Consider the following 20,630-nt stretch of genomic DNA (forward strand, 5'->3'; position numbering starts at 1 on the left):
ATGTGCGTGGTGGGGTCGTGTTCAGGCCGCCGTCTGCGCCTGCTGCAGCGCAGCCACCTGCTCCGCGCTCCAGCCCAGCTCTGCCAGGATGGCGGCGTTGTGCTGGCCCACGGCGGGAATCGGGTCCATGCGGTAGTCGAAGGCACTGTTCACGCCCGGCGGCAGCAGCGCCGGCACCTCGCCTGCGGGCGTTTCCACGGTGCGCCAGCGCTGGCGTGCCGCCAACTGCGGGTGGGCCCACAGGCCGGCCATGTCGTTGACGCGGGCGTTGGCAATCCCCGCCGTCTCCAGCCGCTCCACCAGCTGGGCAGCGGTGAGCGCATGGAACTCCTGCAGGATCAGCTCCTGCAGCGCCGCGCGGTGGGCGTTGCGGTTGGCATTGCTGTTGAAGCGCGCATCGGTGGCCACTTCGGGGCGCAGCAGCACCGCGTCGCAGAAGGCTTTCCATTCGCGCTCGTTCTGCAGGCCCAGCATCACGGTGCCGCCATCCCCGGCCTGGAACGGGCCGTAGGGGTAGATGCTGGCGTGCGATGCGCCGGTGCGCGGCGGCGGCGTGGCACCGTCGTAGGCGTAGTACAGCGGGTAGCCCATCCATTCGCCCATGGCTTCGAGCATGGACACATCGATGTGGCTGCCCTCACCCGTCTTGCCGCGCAGCAGCAGGGCCGACAGGATGTTGGTGTAGGCGTACATGCCCGCCGCAATGTCGGCCACCGAAATGCCGGATTTGCTGGGGGTCTCCGGCGTGCCGGTGACGGACAGGAAGCCGGCCTCGCTCTGGATCAGCAGGTCGTAGGCTTTTTTGTCGCGGTAGGGGCCGTCGCTGCCGTAGCCGCTGATGTCGCAGACGATCAGCCGCGGGTTGTGCGCCTTCAGTGCCTCGTACGACAGGCCCATGCGCGCTGCCGCGCCGGGCGCCAGGTTCTGCACCAGCACATCGGCGCTGGCCAGCAGCGCCAGCAAGGCCTGCTTGGCCTGGGGCTGCTTCACATCCAGGGCCAGGCTTTGCTTGCTGCGGTTGATCCAGGTGAAGTGCGAAGACTGCCCCTGCACTCGCTGGTCATAGCCGCGCGCAAAGTCGCCGCTGCCGGGGCGTTCCACCTTGATGACGCGCGCACCCAGATCGGCCAGCTGGCGCGTGCAGAACGGTGCGGCCACCGCATGTTCCAGCGAGACGACGGTGATGCCGTCCAGCGGACGGGGGCGTTCAGAGATTGCCATGTCGGATGTCCCCCGGTGCTCAGAAGGAACGGGGCAAGCCCAACAGGTGCTCGGCCACGTAGGAATAGATCAGGTTGGTGGAGATGGGCGCCACCTGGTAGAGCCGCGTCTCGCGGAACTTGCGTTCCACGTCGTATTCGCAGGCAAAGCCGAAGCCACCGTGGAACTGCAGGCAGGCATTTGCCGCTTCCCAGCTGGCCTTGGCCGCCAGGTACTTGGCCATGTTGGCCTGGGCGCCCATGGCTTCGTGCCGGTCGAACAGCTCGCAGGCTTTCCAGCGCATCAGGTTGGCGGCTTCCAGCTCGATGAAGGTCTCGGCAATCGGGAACTGCACGCCCTGGTTCTGGCCGATGGGGCGGCCGAACACGGTGCGGTCCTTCACGTACTGGGTCACACGGTCCATGAACCAGTAGCCGTCGCCGATGCACTCGGCGGCGATCAGCGTGCGCTCGGCGTTCAGGCCGTCCAGGATGTACTTGAAGCCCTTGCCTTCTTCGCCGATCAGGCTGTCTTCGGGCAGCTCCAGGTTCTCGAAGAACAGCTCGTTGGTCTCGTGGTTGACCATGTTGGGGATGGGGCGCACGGTCATGCCCTTCTTCTCGGCCTCGCGCAGGTCCACCATGAAGATGGACATGCCTTCGGACTTCTTCTTCACCTCGGCCAGCGGCGTGGTGCGTGCCAGCAGAATCATGAAGTCGCTGTGCTGGATGCGGCTGATCCACACCTTCTGGCCGTTGATGACGTATTTGTCGCCCTGCTTGACCGCGCTGGTCTTGATCTTGGTGGTGTCGGTGCCGGTGGTGGGCTCGGTCACGCCCATGGACTGCAGACGCCATGCGCCGCTGGCGATCTTGGGCAGGTACTTCTGCTTCTGCGCCTCGGAGCCATGGCGCAGCAGCGTTCCCATGTTGTACATCTGGCCGTGGCAGGCACCGGAGTTGCCGCCGCAGCGGTTGATTTCTTCCATGATGACCGAGGCCTCGGTCAGGCCCAGGCCGGAGCCGCCGTATTCCTGCGGGATCAGCGCCGCCAGCCAGCCGGCTTCGGTGAGCGCGTTGACAAAGGCTTCGGGGTAGGCGCGCTCTTCGTCGACCTTGCGGAAATACTCGTCCGGAAAGCCTTTGCACAGATCGCGGATGGCATCACGGATTTCGGGGTAGTTGTTGCTCTGGGTCTGTTCAATCATGGCGTGGTCTCTTTCAGCCGGAACGGCTGCTGGCGTGGCCTGCGGCGGCGCAGGCGGCCGCGGTGTCGGGAATGTGCTGGCCGCTCAGGCCAGCGTGGCGGTGGCCTGCATGGTCAGCCAGCCGTCGTGGTCCTGGGCCCACAGCTCGATGGTCTTGCCGTCTGCCGAAGGCTTGCCATGCACGCTGAAGGCATGCAGATCGAAGGTGGGGCGCACGGCCTTGAAGGCAAAACCGGCCAGCAGCGCACCAGGCACGCTGCGGCGCACCAGGTCCACCAGCAAGGTGGCAATCAGCGGGCCGTGCACGATCAGGCCGGGATAGCCTTCCACCTGGGTGACGTACTGGCGGTCGTAGTGGATGCGGTGGCCGTTGAAGGTCAGCGCCGAATAGCGGAACAGCAGCACATCGTCGGGCACGATGGTGCGCGACCATGCGGCCTGACCGGCCAGCGGCGGCGTCTGCGGGGCCGGTGCGGCCTCGCCGGGCTGGGCCAGCGGGCGGTAGACGATGTCGTGCTCCTCCGTCAGCGCCACGCCCTGGGCATTGCGGAACTGGTGCTCGACCTGGACAAACAGCAGCTCGCCCGAACGGCCGGCCTTGTGCCGGACCGACTGGATGGTGGAGAGGCGTTCCACCTCCTGCCCCACCCGGAGCGGGTTGCCGACGTCCCAGCGCAGGCGGCCGCCCGCCCACATGCGGCGCGGCAACGGCACCGGCGGCAGAAAGCCGCCGCGCCGGGGATGGCCGTCCGGGCCGATCTCGCTCTGGCGCGCATGCGGCAGGAAATACAGCCAGTGCCACAGCGGCGGCACCACGCTGCCCGGTGCGGGCGGGGCATCGTCGCGGTCTAGCGTGGCAGACAGCGCACGCAGCGGCGCCGTGGTGATGCTGTCGGGCGTGGTCTCGGACTTGCCTTGCCAGGTTTGCAGATGGGCCAGGGCGGCGGCGTCGATCAGGGGGGAGAAATCGCTCATGGTGCGTGCGGTCCAAAGCCCAGACACACAAGCCGGGCCGATGGCGCATCTTGGCGCTGCGATGCCCTGTCTACAATCACACAGTTTGCAAGCCATCCTTCCGTTTTTTGGAAGGCTTGCTGTTTTAAGTAGAAACCCTCTGCCGCCATGCAACTGGAACTCAAGGACCTGCGTCTATTTCTTTTGATAGCACAGACAGGAAGCCTGACGCGCGCCTCAGAGCAATCCCACCTCTCGCTGGCGGCCACCAGCGCGCGCATCAAGGCGCTGGAGGAACAGGCTGGCATGCCTTTGCTGATTCGAGAGGCTCGCGGGGTCCGCCTGTCGCCGCCGGGCGAGGCCTTCCTGCACCATGCCCGCGCCATGCTGGAGCAGACCCGCCAGCTGCAGGCCGATCTGCAGGAATACGGCGCCGGCCTGCGCGGCCATGTGCGCGTCTTTGCCAACACCACGGCGGTGACGGAGTTCATGCCCGACATCCTGGCCGCCTACCTGATGCAGCACCCGCACATCAGCGTGGACCTGCAGGAACGCCCCAATGCCCATATTGCGCACGACATCCGCGAAGGCCGGGCCGATCTGGGCATCATCGCCGGCGAGGTGGACACCCACGGCCTGACCAGCCTGCACTTCAGCACCGACCGCCTGGTGCTGGTCACCCCCGACACGCCCGCGTGGCGCAGCCACCAGCAGATCGCGTTTGCCCAGGTGCTGCACGAGCACTTTGTCGGCATGCACCGCCACAGCACGCTGCAGACGTTTCTGGACCAGATCGGCCAGCAGCTGGGCCACACGCTGCGGCTGCGCATCCAGCTGTCCAACTTCGACGCCATGTGCCGCATGGTGGCCGCCGGCGTGGGCGTGGCCGTGGTGCCGGAAAGCGCGGCGCTGCGCCACCGCAGCCAGAGCCCGCTGCACCGCGTGCAGCTGCAGGATGGCTGGGCCGTGCGCCCGCGCTACATGCTGCTGCGCGAAGGGCAGATGCCCTCCCCCCATGTGCAGGCCCTGATGGATGCCATCCAGGCCTACCACCTGCCCCCATCGTCGCCGTAAGAGGCTGAAGTCGAGGCCGATGCGCCGGCCAGACAGGCCCACAGGCTGCAGACCACCCACAAAAAAGCGGCCCCGAGGGGCCGCAACGATGGATCACTCACACAACCCGTTTCAGAGCGCGCCGGCCAGCTCCTGCGCCTCGATCTGCGGGTAGAACTCCCGGTCTTCGCGCAGCATGCGCTCGTGCAGCTTGCGCAGCACCAGGTTGGCGTCGTCACGGAAGCCTTGTGCATCCTCACGCACGCGCTGGCTGGTGTTCCAGCGCCGCGCAAAGGCGTCGTAGGCCGCGGCGATGGGCACCATGTCACTCTGGTAGTGCCGCGCCAGCCGGGCCAGATCGCTCTGGCGGTCGGCCTGCAGCGCCGGGTACAGCACCTGGTCCTCCACCGCCAGGTGCAGCTTGATCAGCGCGCTCATGGCCACGATGCCCTGGGCAATCGCCTCGGCGTGGGTGTCCGCTCCGGCGCGGGCCAGATCCCGCAGCTCAGCGACGCGGCGCTTGATGTCGCCATGCTGGTGTTTGAACTTGTCGATCTGCATCACATGCCTTTCACCAGCACCGCATCGGCCGGGGCCGCAGGCGCCGGGGTTCCAAACAGTCCGCGCACCACCTGCCAGCTCACGCACAGGGCACCGACGATGAAGACCACATCCCCGAAAGTGCGCACCCAGCGCAGGGTCTGCAGGAAGGGCTGCTGCAGGAAGGCTTCGCTGCGGGCGTACCACAGACCTTCGGTGACGCTGGCGTGGAACTGGAACAGGCCGATGGGCAGCAGGCTGGTGAACATCATCAGCGCCAGACCGGCGTTGAGCCACCAGAAGCCGGTTTTCATCAGGCTCTCGCTGAACACCAGCTGCGGGCGCACATAGCGCAGCACCATCAGCGTGAAGCCCAGGGCCAGGAAGCCATAGACACCGAACAGCGCGGCATGGGCATGCACCGGCGTGGTGTTCAGGCCTTGCAGGTAGTACAGCGAGATGGGCGGGTTGATCATGAATCCGAAGACCCCTGCCCCCAGCATGTTCCAGAACGCCACCGCCACAAAGCACATCAGCGGCCACTTGAGGTGTGCCATCCAGGGCGTGCGGTGCTGCAGGCGCCAGTGTTCCCAGGCCTCATGGCCCAGCACCACCAGCGGCACCACTTCCAGTGCGCTGAACGATGCACCCACGGCCATCACCGGGGTGGTGGTACCCGCGAAGTACAGGTGGTGGAAGGTGCCGGGCACGCCGCCCAGCATGAACAGCGAGGCCGAAGCCAGGCTGGCTGCCGTGGCCATGCGGTAGGACACCAGACCCAGGGTCGAGAAGATGAAGGCCAGTGCCGTGGTGGCAAAGACTTCGAAGAAGCCTTCCACCCACAGGTGCACCACCCACCAGCGCCAGTACTCCATCACCGACAGGTGGGTGCGTTCACCGTAGAACAGGCCGGAGCCGTAGAACAGGCCGATGCAGACCACCGAGCAGGTCAGCAGCGCCAGCAGGTTCTTGTCCTGACCGCTGGGAGCCAGCAGCGCAGGGAAGATGCCGCGTGCCATCAGCACCAGCCAGAAGACGATGCCGGCGAACTTGCCGATCTGCCACAGGCGACCCAGGTCCACGTATTCATAGCCCTGGTGGCCCAGCCAGAAATTCCATTCCGGCGGCAGCACCTGGGCAATGGCGAAGTAGTTGCCGATGAACGACCCGACGCACACCACCACCAGCGCCCAGAACAGAATGTCCACGCCCAGCTTCTGGTACTTGGGGTCCTTGCCGCCATGGATCAGCGGCGCCAGAAACAGGCCGGCCGCCAGGAAGCCGGTGGCAATCCAGAACAAGGCACTCTGGATGTGCCAGGTGCGCACCAGCGCATACGGAAACCACTGCGATACGTCCACGCCATAGAACTGCTGGCCTTCCACGGTGTAGTGGGCCGTGAAGCCGCCCAGGAACACCTGGGTCGTGAACAGGGCCACCACCAGGAACAGGTACTTGCCCAGTGCGCGCTGCGAGGGGGTCAGGGGCACCCGGCTGAGGGGGTCGTGCACGGGCGGGGTGGGATCATCCTCTTCCTGCTTGCGCAGGAAAGACCAGCCCCAGACCAGAAAGCCCACGCCGGCCATCATCACCACCACGCTCATCACCGACCAGACCAGGTTCTCCCCCGTGGGCTGGTTGCCGATCAGCGGCTCGTGCGGCCAGTTGTTGGTGTAGGTGGCACCGCTGCCGCCCATGTCGGCCGGGCGCTCGGTGGCCGCAGCCCAGGCCGTCCAGAAGAAGAAACCCGCCATCTGCGCGCGGCGTTCCGCGCTGGGCAGGGTGTTTTCCTTCATGGCGAAATGCTCGCGGCTTTCTTGCAGCGCCGGGGCATCGCTGAACAGCTGGTCGTAGTACCGCGCCGTGCGGGCGATGGCTTCGGCCCGCAGGGCCGACACCGTGGCCGTGCCTGTGGCAGCATCGAAGGTGTTGGTGCGGTATTCGGTCTTGAGGCGGTCGCGCAGCACGGCCTTTGCGCCGGCATCCAGCTCGGCAAAGGGCTTGCCCTGCTCACGCTCGGCCGCCACGTCCAGCCAGGCCGTCAGTTCGCGGTGCAGCCAGTCGGCCGTCCAGTCCGGCGCCTGGTAGGCGCCGTGGCCCCAGATGGAGCCCAGCTGCATGCCCCCGACCGACTGCCAGGCCGTCTGGCCGTCGAGGATGCTTTCCTGCGTGAAGAGCACCTCCCCGCTGGCCGTGGCAACGCGGTCCGGAATCGGCGGGGCCTGGCGGTAGACCTCTCGGCCGTAATAGCCCAGCAGGCTGAACGTGACGATCAGCACCGCGATCAAGGCCAGCCAGTGTTTGCGGTAGCTACCCATGGTGCACCTCCGGGGCCGCTACGGCGGCTGCGGGGTGGTGGTTCAACGAAGTGTTCATAGTGCCTTGCCTGTAACGATGGATGGCATGCTTGGAGCAAAGCCGGTGCCAGTCGAATCAGGCAATCAAATCAGACACTTGCAGAACCATGCGGTGTTTTTCACCCTGCCTTGCAAGGTTCAAAACACCCTGCAAAGGGTCATAAACACCCACAGCCATCTCGGGCCGTACCCACGCGCACCGACCTCGACAGCAACTGAGGGAAGATCAGAGGCGGCTGGAGCGCGATGCGGCCCACAGGCTGTTCATCTCGGCGCAGAACGGCTGGGCGCATTCGGCACGGCCCTGGTACTGGCAGCCGGCGCGGTTGCACTGGCCATCGCTGCCATGCTGCTGGCGCTCGCGCGGCAGCTGGCCGCTGGCCTGCTGCTGGGCCATGTGCAGCCAGGGGTCACCGCCTCGCGCCAACAGGGCCTGGTAAGCCTCCTGCGGCAGCATGCCGGCGGGCAACAGGCCGGCAGTGACCGCCTGCTGTGCGACCTGGCTGGCCGCCATCGGCATGGGCTGAAACTCCAGCTGCAGCACGGCACTGGTGCGCATGGCCTGGGTCTGCCCCGCCGGCAGGCCTTGCGGCGCCAGCACCAGACCGAACGTGGCATTGGCCAGCTGCTGCACACTGCTGCCATAGGGCAGCAGCAAGGCCCCCAGGGCACTGCCGGACAGCCCCGGGCCGCCCCCTGCCAGCTGAGCCCCCAGGGCCTGACCCAGCACGCTCTGCGCCTGGGCCCAGGCCACGGGCACCCGCAGCGTCAAGGTGAAAGCCCGTTCGCCGTCCGGCCCCTGCAGCACGCCCTGCTGCACCAGCCAGTTCTGCAACGCCGGCAAGGCGGGCCGCACGGTGGCCGCCGGCGTGCCGGCACCGGCTGCCTGTCCTGCTGCAGCGGAAGCACCTGGCGATGCGGCCGACGCCGCTGCCACGCCAGCGCCCGTGGGCGCCTGCGGCGCAGCTGCGGCGGACGCCAGGGTGGCGGCAGAGGGGGCCGACGGGACCGGCGCCCCCCCCGCACTCCCGGCCCCGCTCTGCAGCACCGCCTGGGCCAGGGCCGCAGGCCAGGACTGCACGCTGAGCAGTTGCTGCGGCAGCGGCTGGCCGGCCGAAGCCTGCTGCACCAGGGCGGCCAGCAAGGCCTGCCACTGGGGGGTGACCCCACCTGCCGGCCAGTTGGCGGGCAGTTGTACCGTGCCTCCCTGGATCTGCTGCACCAGCTGGGACACCAGCTGGGCAAAGGCCTCGGCCTTGATCGCCTGTTGCGCCTGGGGTGACAGATTGACGGTCTTGGCCAGCGCGGCCTGCGCCGCCGCCAGTATGGGCGCCACCTGGGCGGCAGAGGCCACGCCCGAGACCGGCAGCACCGCATGGGCGGCACTGGCGGCCGCCGTGGGCGCCGCAGCGGCTGGGGCTGCGGTCGGGGTGAGCGAGGAAGGCAGGGAGGTGGTCACGGCCCGACTGTAGAACAGTTGCGCCCGCCGGGCCCTACGGGCATGCCCGGCGGCACCCTGAAAGCGCTGCCGTGCGGGTCGCGTGCGGTGCAGGGCACCGTTGCAGGACGCTCCATGACTCCGCCTGGCTTCGGGTGCGCACCACGCCCTCAGGCGTGGGCGGGATAGAACAGCTTGCGGGTGGTGGTGGACTGCACGGCCCGGGCGATGGCGCCGATATGGTCGGGCGTGGTGCCGCAGCAGCCGCCGACGATATTCACCAGGCCCTCGGCCGCAAATTCATGCACCAGGCGGCCGGTGATGTCGGGGGTTTCGTCAAAGCCGGTGTCGCTCATGGGGTTGGGCAGGCCGGCATTGGGGTAGCAGCTGATGAAGGTGTCCGGCGCGGCCTTGGCCAGCTCCTGGATGTAGGGGCGCATCAGCGTGGCACCCAGCGCGCAGTTCAGGCCCACCGACAGCGGGTTGCTGTGGCGCACGCTGTGCCAGAAGGCGGTGACCGTCTGCCCGCTCAGAATGCGGCCCGAGGCATCGGTGACGGTGCCGCTGATCATGATGGGCAACAGTTCGCCGGTGGCATCGAAGGCTTCTTCGACCGCGAACAGCGCGGCCTTGGCGTTGAGCGTGTCGAAAATGGTTTCCACCAGGATCACGTCCGCGCCGCCTTCGATCAGGGCCACGGTCTGCTCGAAATAGGCCTGGCGCAGCTGCTCGAACGTGACGTTGCGGGCCCCCGGGTCGTTCACGTCGGGGCTGATGGACGCGGTCTTGGGCGTGGGGCCCAGAGCGCCGGCCACATAGCAGATGCGGCCGTTGACGCTGTACTTGTCGCAAGCGGCACGGGCCAGCTGGGCGCTCTTGAGGTTCATCTCGCGCGCCAGATCGGCCATGCCGTAGTCTTCCTGCGCCACGGTTGTGGCGCCGAAGGTGTTGGTTTCGATCAGGTCCGCTCCGGCCGCCAGGTACTTTTCATGGATGTCGCGGATCACGTCCGGGCGGGTGATGGACAGCAGCTCGTTGTTGCCCTTCACGTCACGGGGAAAGTCGGTAAAGCGATCGCCTGCGCCATCGGCGCCGCTGTAGCCTTCGCCCCGGTACTGGGCCTCACCCAGCTTGAAGCGCTGGATCATGGTGCCCATGGCCCCGTCGAGGATGACAAGGCGTTGGGCCAGGGTGGCGGGCAGTTCTTGGGCGCGGGTGTAGGTGGGCAGGCTCATAACCCCCGATTGTAGGAAGAGCAGCCCGCCCCGCGCAGCAGCGGGTGCATCGTGGCCCGCGCGGGCCGCCGGCCCGTCCACCCGCCAGAAGTCATTGCGGCCGGTAGTGGCTGCGCGCCATGCGGAAGGTCAGGTTCCAGCGCCGCCCCCCCAGCAACGGGTGGACGCCGTCCTGCAACGGCAGCACGCCGTGGTAGGCCATGCGCGTGGCACCGCCCCAGACCAGCACATCACCGTGCAGCAGCGTGAAACGCCGCACCGGGCTGCTGCGTTCCAGCCCGCCCCACTGGAAGCGGCAGGGCAGTCCCAGCGAGACCGAGACAATGGGCGCAGCCCAGTCCTGTTCGTCCGCATCGCGGTGCAGGCCCATGCGGGCCCCTGGCAGGTACTGGTTGACCAGGCACACATCCGGCGCATAGCCGGGGTAGCCCGCAGCCGCCGCCGCGGCCACGGCCTGGTCGTGCAGGAAATCCGGCATCGCCGGCCAGGCCGCGCCAGTGTCCGGGTTGGTGGGGCTGTAGCGGTAGCCCGCCGCGTCGGTGACCCAGCCGTAGGCGCCGCAGTTGCTCATGCCCACCGACATCGGCTTGCCGCTGGGCGTGCAGCTGGCCCGCAGCGGCTGCAAGGCCAGCACCTGCTGCACGGCACCTAGCCACTGCGCCTGCCGCTCCAGCGCCCAGCCACGCAGCAGCCAGGCCCCATCGTCGATAGCCATGCGCTCCATGGGCTGGGGCGGGTCATCGAACAGCGAGGCCGTCATGGTGCGTGCCCTGCGGCTTAGATGGCCCGTCCCAGCACGGCCGACAGCGCCTGCACAAAGCGCTGGTTGTCTTCCTGCAGGCCCACGGACACGCGCAGGAACTGGGTGAAGCCCGGCTCCTTCCACGGCTTGATGATGACGCCCTTGGCCAGCAGGCCTTCGGCCACCACGGCCGCATCGCGCCCCACTTCCACAAACAGGAAATTCGTGGCCGACGGCGCCATGCGCAGCCCTGCAGCGCGCAGGCGCTGGGCCAGGGCCTCGCGTTCCACCACCGTGGCCTGCACGCTGCGGCGCATATAGGCTTCGTCCTTCAGCGCGGCCATGGCCGCCACCTGGGCGGCCTGGTTCACATTGAACGGGGTGCGCACCCGGTCCAGCAGGGCAATGGTGGCGGCATCACCCGCCACGCCATAGCCCACGCGCAGACCGGCCAGGCCCCAGGCCTTGGAGAAGGTGCGCAGCACGATCCAGGGCTTGCCGCAGTCCTGCAGCTGGGCCAGGGTGTCGGGGTAGCCGGGCGTGAGGCTGGCGTATTCCACATAGGCCTCGTCCACCACCAGCAGCGTCTGCGGTGACGCGGCCTGCAGCAGCTGGGCAAACTGTTCGGCCGTCCACATGCAGCCCACCGGGTTGGACGGGTTGGCAATGAACGCCAGCTTGGGCGCGCGCTGCAGCGCGGCGCACCAGGCGGCCAGATCAAACTCCAGATCGGCCGTCAGTTCCACCAGCTCCACGCTGGCGCCCATCATGCGCGGATAGATCTCGTGCAGGCCGAAGGACGGGCGCTGGGTCAGCACCACATCGCCCACGCCGGTGAAGGCCTGGCACAGCATCTGGAGGATGTCTTCCGAACCGTTGCCCAGCACCAGCTGGCCTGGCTGCACCGCATGGCGGGCGGCCAGTGCATCGCGCAGCGTGGTGGCACTGGCATCCGGGTAGTACTGGATCTGGCGTGCCAGATCCACCAGGGCCGCGCCCACGCGGGGGCTGGGACCATGGGGGTTCTCGTTGCTGCCCAGGCGGGCAATGTGCTGCACGCCGTAGCGGGTGCGCACGGCATCGGACGACAGGCCGACGTTGTAGGCCGGCAAGGTGGGCACTTCGGGGCGTGCCAGTTGGGCAATGTTCTCGTTCATGGCAAAAAGGCGGCGCGGTGCAGGGCGCCGTCGCCGCCGTGGTCTCTCAGGGTTGTACCGGCTGCTGCACCCAGGTCAGGGCCGTCTGCAGCATCTGCTGCAGCGTGGGCTGGAGGATGCCGGCACGTTCGGGCAGGTAGGCGAAGGGCAGCGCTTCCTGCATGTAGCTGCACTGCGTCAGCTCCAGCTGCACGGCGTGGATGCCCTGCTCCGGCTGGCCGTAATGGCGCGTAATGTAGCCGCCTTTGAAGCGCCCGTTGAGCACCGCCGTGGCACCGAGGGCCTGCTCGGCAATGGCCAGCAGCTGCTGGGCCAGTTCCGGTGCGCAGCTGGCGCCATCGGCGGTTCCCAGGTTCAGATCGGGCAGCTTGCCGTCGAAAAAGCGCGGCAGCACCGAGCGGATGGAATGCGCATCCCACAGCAGCACGCGGCCGTGCGCGGCACGCAGGCGGTCCAGCTCGGCCCGCAGCTGGGCATGGTAGGGCGCCCAGTAGGTGCTGCGGCGGCGCGCCACTTCGGCGCCGTCCGGCTGGTCTTCGGCACGCTGGTACAGGGGCGTGTCGTCAAAGGTGTCCACCGGGCACAGGCCGGTCACGCTCTGGCCGGGGTAGAGGCTGGCCCCATCGGGGGAGCGGTTCAGGTCCACCACATAGCGCGAATGGGTGGCCGCCAGGATGGAGGCGCCCATGGCCTTGGCAAAGGCGTAGAGCTCGGGCATGTGCCAGTCGGTGTCAGGCACCTGGCGGGCTTCGTCGGTGAGCAGGGCCGCGATGTCGGCCGGCACATGCGTGCCCGCGTGCGGCATGGACACCAGCAATGGCAGGGTGCCCTGGTGGAAGTGGAAGGGAGCGATATCGGTCATAGCGTGCATGGGAGAGATGCGGGCCGGCCCGCCACAGCGGGCCTGGGAGGCCAAGTGGTTTACAGGTCGAACACCTTGCCGGGGTTCATCAGATTCAGCGGATCCAGCGCGGCCTTGATGGCGCGCATGGCCGCCAGCTCCTCCGGCGTACGGCTGGCATGCAGGAAAGGCTTTTTGTGCAGGCCGATGCCGTGCTCGGCCGAGACGCTGCCGTGGAACCGTGCCACCTGCGCGTACAGCGCGGCTTCCACCGCGTCACACTCGCCGTGGACGGTGGCGCCGTCGGTGGAGACATGCAGATTGCCGTCGCCCACATGGCCGAAGAACAGCGTGTGGTGGCCGGGCCAGCGCGCATCGAAGTCCGCCTGGATGGCTTGCGCAAAACGGCCGATGTCGGCCTGCGGCAGGCTGACATCGAAATTGATCGGGGGGTGCATCTGGGTGTTCAGCTCGGCCGGGGCTTCGCGCAGCTTCCACAGCGTGCGGGCCTGGGTGTGCGACTGGGCGATCACGGCGTCGGCCACCTCACCGGCCTCCATGGCTTCGCCCAGGGCCTCTTCCACGGCGTCGCGCAGACTGGCTTCGTCCTTGCCATCCACGTCGATCAGCGCCAGCAGCGGGTGGCTTTCGGCCAGCGGGGCCTGCAGCTTCTGCCATTGGATGGAGGCCTGCACAAAGCTGTCCCACATCAGCTCGAACGCGGCCACGCTGTTGCCGAAACGGCCTTGCATGCGCTGCAGCACGGCCAGCGCGGCATCGAAATGCGGCACCGCCACCAGGGCCGTGGCCTTGGCCTGGGGCATGGGGCGCAGGCGCAGCAGCACGCGGGTGATGACGCCCAGCGTTCCTTCGGCGCCGATGAAGAACTGCTTGAGGTCATAGCCGGTGTTGTTCTTCAGCATGGGGCGCAGCATGGGCAGCACCGTGCCGTCGGCCAGCACCACTTCCAGGCCCAGCACCTGCTCGCGCATCATGCCGTGCTGCAGCACGCCGTTGCCGCCGGCATTGGTGGAGACATTGCCGCCGATCTGGCAGCTGCCGCGTGCGCCCAGGTCCACGCCGAACACCATGCCGGCCGCCACGGCAGCCTCCTGCACGGCCTGCAGCGTGACACCGGCCTGCACCGTCACCAGACCGGTCCGGGCGTCCACGGCCTCCATGGCATTCATGCGCTCCAGCGACAGCGCCACGCAGCCTTGCACCGGCACGGCACCGCCGGCCAGGCCGGTCAGACCGCCCTGCGGCACCACCGCGATGCGGTGGGCATGGCACAGGCGCAGCACGGCCGCCACGTCCTCGGTACTGCGCGGACGCACCAGGGCCAGCGGGGCCACCGGCGGCTGGCCGCTCCAGTCGGTGTGGAAGCGCGCTTCCACCGCGGTGCCCACCTGGACGGCACCGTCACCCAATTGCTGTTGCAGCGCGGAAAGAAAAGAGTCGATGGAGGGGAGAGACATGGGGGCAGGAAACCTTTTCAAACGGCACACAGCCCCCGGGGTGAGCCGGGGGCTGCGGGGAATGCACCACGGCATTGTCGTGCCATGCGCCCGGTGCCGTCAGGCCCTGCAGCAATTCCGCTGTGGCCCATCGGGCAAGTGCGGCCCCTCAGAACGCGTGGGCGTAGCGCAGCAGCAGAAAGTTTTCGCCCGGGTTGGGCTCCTGGAGGCCGGCATTGGAGCTGTGCTGGATGCGCAGCGACAGTTCATGCGCCCGCTGAGGGCCAAAGTTGCGCCCCAGCCCCAGGTGGCTGGAGAAATTGACGCGGCTGCCGAAGGCATCGCTGCCATTGCGGTAGTGGCGGCTGAACCAGCTCAGGCCCGTCCCCAGTTCCACGAACCAGGGGGATTGCCCTGCCGCTGCGCGCCAGCGCAGGCTGGGGCCCACACCCAGCACCAGGGTGTTGCGCCGCGCCGATGCTTCCGGGCGGCTGGACCAGTTGCCCAGATACCCATCCCACTGCCCGCGCACCACTCCGCTGCCCAGCGACCAGGACCAGGTTTTCCAGGGCCAGGTCAGACCCACCGTGGTGGCGTAGGCCTCGCGCTCGCCGGCTCCGCCCTGCAGATACAGGGTGCGGGCTTCCTGTGACTGGACCGTGGTTGCTGCCGCCAGCGCGGTCAGGGCTGTGACTCCGGTGGCGATCCAGCGCATGGCGTGGACATGCATGGGCTGCTCCTCTTTGGGGTGGCCAGGCAGTTGCGGATGGCCTGCCTGCGTTACCGACCAGTCTGCAGAACAAGCCGCAGCCCCGGCGTAGGTCAGAGGGACAGAAGCTGTCAGCCAATGGCGCAGCCTGCGGCGCCCAGGGGAGCACGCCAAGCCCCTGCAATGCCGTTGCGCGGACGGGCCGGCGCACAATAGCGGCCGCCACCTTCGGTGGCCCTCCCGATAAAAACACCCTCTACAGCTCGCCCTGCCTGCACCGCGCGCTCACTTTTCGAGATTTCCCTTGTCTGCCGCCCTGTCCACCCTCCAGAACGTTTTTGGCTATGCCTCCTTCCGGGGCCCCCAAGCAGCCATCGTGGACCAGGTGGTGGCGGGCGGCGATGCGCTGGTGCTGATGCCCACCGGGGGCGGCAAAAGCCTGTGCTACCAGGTGCCCGCCATCGTGCGCCAGCAGGCCGGACAGGGCGTGGCCATTGTGGTATCGCCGCTGATCGCGCTGATGCACGACCAGGTGGGTGCGCTGCACGAGGCCGGGGTGAGTGCGGCGTTCCTGAATTCGTCGCTCAGCTACGACGAAGCCCAGCAGGTGGAATGGCAGCTGCAAAGCGGCCAGCTGACCCTGCTCTACGCCGCACCCGAGCGGCTGGTGACGCCGCGCTTTCTGGGCCTGCTGGACGACCTGCACGCCCAGGGCCAGCTGAGCCTGTTTGCCATCGACGAAGCGCACTGCGTGAGCCAATGGGGCCATGACTTCCGCCCCGAGTACCGCGCCCTGTCGGTGCTGCACGAGCGCTATGCCGGCGTGCCGCGCATTGCGCTGACCGCCACGGCCGATGCGCTGACGCGGGCCGACATCGTCGAGCGCCTGCACCTGGAACAGGCGCAGCAGTTCGTCAGCAGCTTCGACCGGCCCAACATCCGCTACACCATCATCGAGAAAAAGGATGTGACGCAGCAGCTGCTGCGCTTCATCCAGAACGAGCATGCGGACGAAGCCGGCGTGGTGTACTGCCAGTCGCGCCGCCGGGTGGAGGAAATCGCCCAGACCCTGCAGCAGGCCGGCATCAACGCCCTGCCCTACCACGCGGGCTTCCCGTCCGAAGTGCGCCAGCAGCACCAGGACCGCTTCCTGCGCGAAGAAGGCATCGTGATGGTGGCCACCATCGCCTTCGGCATGGGCATCGACAAACCCGATGTGCGCTTTGTGGCCCACGTAGACATGCCCAAGAACATCGAGGGCTACTACCAGGAAACCGGCCGCGCCGGCCGCGACGGGCTGCCCGCCCACGCCTGGATGGCCTATGGCCTGAGTGACGTGGTCAACCAGCGGCGCATGATCGACGAAGGCGGGGCCGAGGAAGAATTCAAGGCCGTGCTGCGCAGCAAGCTCGACGCCCTGCTGTCGCTGGCCGAAGCCACCGACTGCCGCCGCGTGCGCCTGCTGCAGTACTTCGGGGAGACTTCCAGCCCCTGCGGCAATTGCGACAACTGCCTGCATCCCCCCACGGTGTGGGACGGCACGGACGCAGCGCGCAAGCTGCTGTCCACCATCTACCGCGTGCACGAAATGAGTGCCCTCACCTTTGGTGCCGGCCACATCATGGACGTGCTGCGCGGCAAGGACACCGACAAGGTGCGCCAGTTCCTGCACGACAAGGTCTCCACCTTCGGCATCGGCAAGGGCTACAGCGAAACCCAGCTGCGCGGCGTGATGCGCCAGCTGCTGGCCACCGGCGCTCTGGGCCTGCACAAGGTGACCAGCGAAAACAGCGGCCATGTGTTCGACACCCTGTGCCTGACCAGCGGCTCGCGCGACGTGCTGCGCGGCGAGGTGCAGGTGCAGCTGCGCGAAACCGTGGCGGCCGCCCGCAGCCGCAGCACCAAGCGCGGTGTGCAACCCAATGCCGCCGCCGCCAACCTGGGGCCGGATGCGCAGGCGCGCTTCATCAACCTCAAGGCCTGGCGCTCGGAAGTGGCCAAATCGCACAATCTGCCAGCCTATGTGATCTTCCAGGATGCCACCTTGGCCGCGATTGCCGAGCAATGCCCCGGCTCGCTCCAGGCCCTGGGCAGCATCAGCGGCATCGGCAGCAAAAAGCTGGATGCCTACGGCGCGGAAGTCCTGCGGGTCATCGGCGGCACCTCGGTCTGAAGCGCCCTGCGGGGCACCGCCCGCGGCCCTCCGCAGGCGGCGATCAGGAACGCTGCTAATACCCGCACACCCGCAAACCCGCCATACTGCCCCGCTACTGCTGCTGGGAGGTATGACGATGGCTTCTGACGACACCCACGAGGTTTTCAACCAGGTCGATGAACCGTGCCAACAGGCACCGCTGCAAACCGATGCGGCCCTGCTCCATGCCGTGCAGCAGGACCACGCGAGCTGGGCCTTGCCCTCGCTGCAGGACTATGCCCAGCGCGTCACCTCCCCCGCCACCTGGCAATGGGCCCAGCTGGCCAACACCCATCCCCCCAGGCTCCAGGCCTTCGATGCCCGCGGGCGGCGCACCAACACCGTGCACTACCACCCCTGCTGGCATGCGCTGCTGACGCTGTACCGCGAACAGGGCCTGGTCGGGCTGCCCTACGAGAACACCCGCGCCGGCCGCTGGACCGCCTGGGCGGCGGGCTTCTATCTGCACGGCCAGGTGGAACAAGGCTCGCTCTGCCCCGCCACCATGACCACCGCCGCCATCGGCGTGCTGCGCCACGAGACCGCGCTGTGGCCCCAGATCAAGGCCGGGCTGCTGTCACGCCACTTCGATGCCCAGGACCGGCCCTGGCCCGACAAGCAGGCGCTGTGGGTGGGCATGGGCATGACGGAAAAGCAAGGCGGCTCCGATGTGCGCGCCAACACCACGCAGGCCGTCCCCGACGGCGCACCCGGGCGCGGCCAGGCCTACCGGCTCACGGGGCACAAATGGTTTTTTTCGGCGCCGATGAGCGATGCCCACCTGGTGGTGGCGCAGACGCCCGACGCCGGCCCCGCCTGCTTCTGGGTGCCACGCTGGCAGCCCGACGGCACGCGCAACACCGTGCACCTGCTGCAGCTCAAGGACAAGGTGGGCAACCGCAGCAACGCCAGCAGCGAGGTGGAATTCCACGGCGCCTACGGCCTGCTGCTGGGCGAGCCCGGCCGGGGCATTCCCACCATCATCGAGATGGCCACCACCACCCGCCTGTGCTGTGTGCTGGGCAGCAGTGCCATCCTGCGCCAGGCGCTGGTCCAGGCGCTGCACCATGCCCAGCGCCGCCAGGCCTTTGGCAAGCCGCTGGTGCAGCAGCCGCTGATGCGCAGCGTGCTGGTCGATCTGGCGCTGGAAAGCGAAGCCGCCACCATGCTGGCGATGCGCCTGGCCAGCGCCTTCGAAGCCTGCGAAGGCGCCGACCCGGCCCCGGCAGAACGGGCCTGGAAGCGTCTGATGACACCGGCCGCCAAGTTCTGGGTCTGCAAGCGCGCGGTCGAGGTAGCTGGGGAAGCCATGGAGGTGCTGGGCGGCAACGGCTATGTGGAGCCCGCCGTGGTGGCCCGGCTGTTCCGCGAAGCGCCGGTCAACAGCATCTGGGAAGGCTCGGGCAACATCATGTGCCTGGACATGCTGCGTGCGCTGGGCCGGGAACCCGAAGGCAGCCAGGCCCTGCTCACCCACCTGATGGATGCCGCCGGGGAAGACAGCCACCTGCTGACCGAGCTCCATGCCCTGCAGGCCCTGCTGCACCGCCCCCCTGCCGAGCAGGAGCTGCTGGCCCGCCTGATCGCCCAGAAGCTGGTGCTGGTGGCCCAGGCCTGCCTGCTGCGCCGCCATGCCCCGTCCTGGGTGGCCGACGCCTTCATCGCCACCCGCATCGTGCACGGCAGCGCCCGCGTGGTGGGCGCCATCGACGCCCGTACGCTGGATGTGGCGGCACTGCTGGAACGCGCCTTGCCCGCCTGAACCCGGACCGCACTGTGGCGCCCGGCAGACACTGTGCGGGGTCCGCGCCGCCTCCGTGGGGCGATGCGCCCGCATGGAATTGCAGAGTCCATAGAATACGAACAATTCTTATTCATAGATTCCAGGCTTTTCCATGTCCGCCCCCCTCAGCGCTGCAGCCCATACCCTGCAGACGTTCTACCTGCAGCACCATGGCTGGCTGGTGGCACGGCTGCGCCGCAAGATCGGCTGCCCCTGGGACGCGGCGGATCTGGCACAGAGCACATTTCTGCGCGCCTGGACGGCGCCCGGCCAGCCGCTGGACCAGGTGGCGGAGCCCCGCGCCTACCTCACCACCATTGCCCAGCGTCTGCTGTCCAACCACCTGCGCCGGCGCCAGATCGAACGCGCCTACCTGGAGGCGCTCGGCGCCCTGCCCGACCCCGTCGCACCGCCTCCCGATGTCCAGCTGATGGTGCTGGAAACCCTGGTCGCCATCGACCAGCTGCTGGACGGCCTGCCAGCCGTGGCCCGCCAGGCCTTTTTGCTGTGGCGGCTGGAAGAGCTGACCCAGGAAGAGATTGCCCAGCAGCTCGGCCTGTCCCGCACCACGGTGCGCCGGCACCTGGCCGCCGCCGCCGAGCGCTGCTACTTCGGCGTGGGGGAGTGAGATGGACCACCCGGCTCCCCCTCCTCCCGCTGCTGCCACCATCCCCCCTGCCGTGGCCCGTGCCGCCGTGCACTGGCTGCTGACCCTGGACGATGACAGCGCCCCCCCGTCCGAGCGTACCCGGCAGCAGTGGCACAGCTGGCTGCAGGCGGACCCGCTGCATGCCCAGGCCTGGCAGCGCATCGCCTCCCTGGATGCACAGTGGCAGCAGCAGCTGCACGGCCTGCCGGCCTCTGTCGCGCGCCAGGCCTTGACCGCGTCCGGCCACGGCCGGCGCCATGCCCTGCGTCTGGCCCTGCTGCTGACGGCCGGCACCGGCGGCCTGCTGGCCTTGCAGCAAAGCGGCATGGGCCAGCCCCACTGGCAGCGCCTGGCAGCCGACCTGGCCACGGCCACGGGGGAACAGCGCAGCCGCGAGCTGGCCGACGGCACGCGGCTGTGGCTGAACACCGCCACGGCGGTGGACCTGCACTACAGCGCCACCGAGCGCCTGATCGTGCTGCGCGCCGGTGAAATCCTGGTGCACAGCGCGCCCGACAACGCCCCGGATGCCGCCACCGGCCAGCCGCGTCCGCTGCGGGTGCGCACGGCCGAAGGCCTGGTGCGCGCCATCGGCACCCGCTTCACGGTGCGCCAGCACGCGCAGCACACCAGCGTGGCGGTGCTGGAAGGCGCGGTGGAGCTGCATCCGGTGCAGGCACCGCAGGACGTGCTGCGCCTGGACGCCGGGGAGCAGGCCACGCTCGAACGCAGCCAGGCCGGTTCTGCCACCCCCCTGCCCGAAGGCGCCGGGGCCTGGCACGACGGCATGCTGGTGGTGAACGATATGCCCCTGCCCGACTTCCTGGCCGAGCTGTCGCGCTACCGCACCGGCCTGCTGCGCTGTGCCGCCAATGCCGCCGGCCTGCGGGTTTCGGGCGCCTACCCCCTGGCCGACACAGACCGGGTGCTGAACGCCCTCACCCGCGCCCTGCCGGTACAGCTGCAACCGCGCACCCGCTGGTGGGTCACGGTAGAGCGCCGCAGCTGACGCACGCAATTCACTCCGGATTGCATAGCAAACCAGGTTTTTCTGGAAAGCATCTGCAGCTTTTTTTCAAAATCTGCAAAAAAACCGGCCATTTCCGGCCCCTTG

Annotated in this window: 17 protein-coding genes; 5 read left to right on the forward strand and 12 right to left on the reverse strand. The window is 68.2% G+C overall.

All coding sequences use genetic code 11. The features are described from left to right. Positions 1–21: 21 nt before the first annotated feature. The 3 genes from B3349_RS18995 to B3349_RS19005 all read right to left on the reverse strand — a co-directional run bounded on the left by B3349_RS18995 (position 22) and on the right by B3349_RS19005 (position 3,382). Positions 22–1,221 carry a CaiB/BaiF CoA transferase family protein gene (locus B3349_RS18995; protein ID WP_291591097.1) on the reverse strand — a complete coding sequence of 400 codons (1,200 nt, stop codon included), beginning with the start codon at positions 1,219–1,221 and terminating at the stop codon, positions 22–24. A gap of 19 nt (positions 1,222–1,240) precedes the next feature. Beyond that, on the reverse strand, positions 1,241–2,407 hold the full coding sequence (locus tag B3349_RS19000) for an acyl-CoA dehydrogenase family protein (RefSeq protein WP_066538641.1): 1,167 nt from the start codon (positions 2,405–2,407) through the stop codon (positions 1,241–1,243). Positions 2,408–2,491: 84 nt separating this feature from the next. Next, on the reverse strand, positions 2,492–3,382 hold the full coding sequence (locus B3349_RS19005) for an HTD2 family dehydratase (protein WP_291591098.1): 891 nt from the start codon (positions 3,380–3,382) through the stop codon (positions 2,492–2,494). A 147-nt stretch (positions 3,383–3,529) separates the two neighbouring features. Here B3349_RS19005 and B3349_RS19010 point away from each other — a divergent pair, with 147 nt between their 5' ends. Continuing rightward, positions 3,530–4,435: a LysR substrate-binding domain-containing protein gene (locus B3349_RS19010; protein ID WP_291591099.1), complete on the forward strand. Its 906-nt coding sequence runs from the start codon at positions 3,530–3,532 to the stop codon at positions 4,433–4,435. A 111-nt stretch (positions 4,436–4,546) separates the two neighbouring features. Here B3349_RS19010 and B3349_RS19015 read toward each other — a convergent pair whose 3' ends face one another. The 9 genes from B3349_RS19015 to B3349_RS19055 form a co-directional block, all read right to left on the reverse strand. Beyond that, positions 4,547–4,975, reverse strand: a complete 429-nt coding sequence (locus B3349_RS19015; protein WP_291591100.1) for a hemerythrin domain-containing protein — start codon at positions 4,973–4,975, stop codon at positions 4,547–4,549. Next, positions 4,975–7,272, reverse strand: coding sequence for a nitric-oxide reductase large subunit (locus B3349_RS19020; RefSeq protein ID WP_291591101.1), 2,298 nt, complete (start codon positions 7,270–7,272; stop codon positions 4,975–4,977). The genes B3349_RS19015 and B3349_RS19020 overlap by 1 nt, the downstream gene beginning before the upstream one ends. A gap of 265 nt (positions 7,273–7,537) precedes the next feature. Next, positions 7,538–8,770, reverse strand: coding sequence for a Fe-S oxidoreductase (locus B3349_RS19025; RefSeq protein WP_291591102.1), 1,233 nt, complete (start codon positions 8,768–8,770; stop codon positions 7,538–7,540). Positions 8,771–8,919: 149 nt separating this feature from the next. Beyond that, positions 8,920–9,984 (reverse strand): homocysteine S-methyltransferase family protein, encoded by a 1,065-nt coding sequence (locus B3349_RS19030; RefSeq protein WP_291591103.1) that lies wholly within the window; start codon positions 9,982–9,984, stop codon positions 8,920–8,922. 91 nt (positions 9,985–10,075) lie between these two features. Next, positions 10,076–10,744 (reverse strand): DNA oxidative demethylase AlkB, encoded by a 669-nt coding sequence (gene alkB, locus B3349_RS19035; RefSeq protein WP_291591105.1) that lies wholly within the window; start codon positions 10,742–10,744, stop codon positions 10,076–10,078. A 17-nt stretch (positions 10,745–10,761) separates the two neighbouring features. After that, complete coding sequence (locus B3349_RS19040) at positions 10,762–11,883, reverse strand: histidinol-phosphate transaminase (protein WP_291591106.1); 1,122 nt, start codon at positions 11,881–11,883, stop codon at positions 10,762–10,764. 46 nt (positions 11,884–11,929) lie between these two features. Continuing rightward, complete coding sequence (gene hutG, locus B3349_RS19045) at positions 11,930–12,745, reverse strand: N-formylglutamate deformylase (protein WP_291591108.1); 816 nt, start codon at positions 12,743–12,745, stop codon at positions 11,930–11,932. 59 nt (positions 12,746–12,804) lie between these two features. Next, a complete protein-coding gene (locus B3349_RS19050) occupies positions 12,805–14,202 on the reverse strand; it encodes an FAD-binding oxidoreductase (RefSeq protein WP_291591110.1) in 1,398 nt (465 codons plus the stop codon). Positions 14,203–14,350: 148 nt separating this feature from the next. Beyond that, positions 14,351–14,911 carry an acyloxyacyl hydrolase gene (locus B3349_RS19055; protein ID WP_291591111.1) on the reverse strand — a complete coding sequence of 187 codons (561 nt, stop codon included), beginning with the start codon at positions 14,909–14,911 and terminating at the stop codon, positions 14,351–14,353. Between the two features lie 283 nt (positions 14,912–15,194). Between B3349_RS19055 and recQ the strand changes: the two genes are divergently transcribed. The 4 genes from recQ (at position 15,195) to B3349_RS19075 (ending at position 20,525) form a co-directional block, all read left to right on the forward strand. Then, positions 15,195–17,063 carry a DNA helicase RecQ gene (gene recQ, locus B3349_RS19060; RefSeq protein ID WP_291591112.1) on the forward strand — a complete coding sequence of 623 codons (1,869 nt, stop codon included), beginning with the start codon at positions 15,195–15,197 and terminating at the stop codon, positions 17,061–17,063. A 118-nt stretch (positions 17,064–17,181) separates the two neighbouring features. After that, positions 17,182–18,846, forward strand: coding sequence for an acyl-CoA dehydrogenase family protein (locus tag B3349_RS19065; RefSeq protein WP_291591113.1), 1,665 nt, complete (start codon positions 17,182–17,184; stop codon positions 18,844–18,846). Positions 18,847–18,979: 133 nt separating this feature from the next. After that, positions 18,980–19,495, forward strand: coding sequence for a sigma-70 family RNA polymerase sigma factor (locus B3349_RS19070; protein WP_291591114.1), 516 nt, complete (start codon positions 18,980–18,982; stop codon positions 19,493–19,495). 1 nt (position 19,496) lies between these two features. Next, complete coding sequence (locus B3349_RS19075) at positions 19,497–20,525, forward strand: FecR domain-containing protein (protein ID WP_291591115.1); 1,029 nt, start codon at positions 19,497–19,499, stop codon at positions 20,523–20,525. The last annotated feature ends 105 nt before the right edge of the window (positions 20,526–20,630 follow it).

It is taken from the genome of Comamonas sp. UBA7528 (assembly GCF_002479375.1).
Taxonomy (GTDB): Bacteria; Pseudomonadota; Gammaproteobacteria; order Burkholderiales; family Burkholderiaceae_C; genus Comamonas.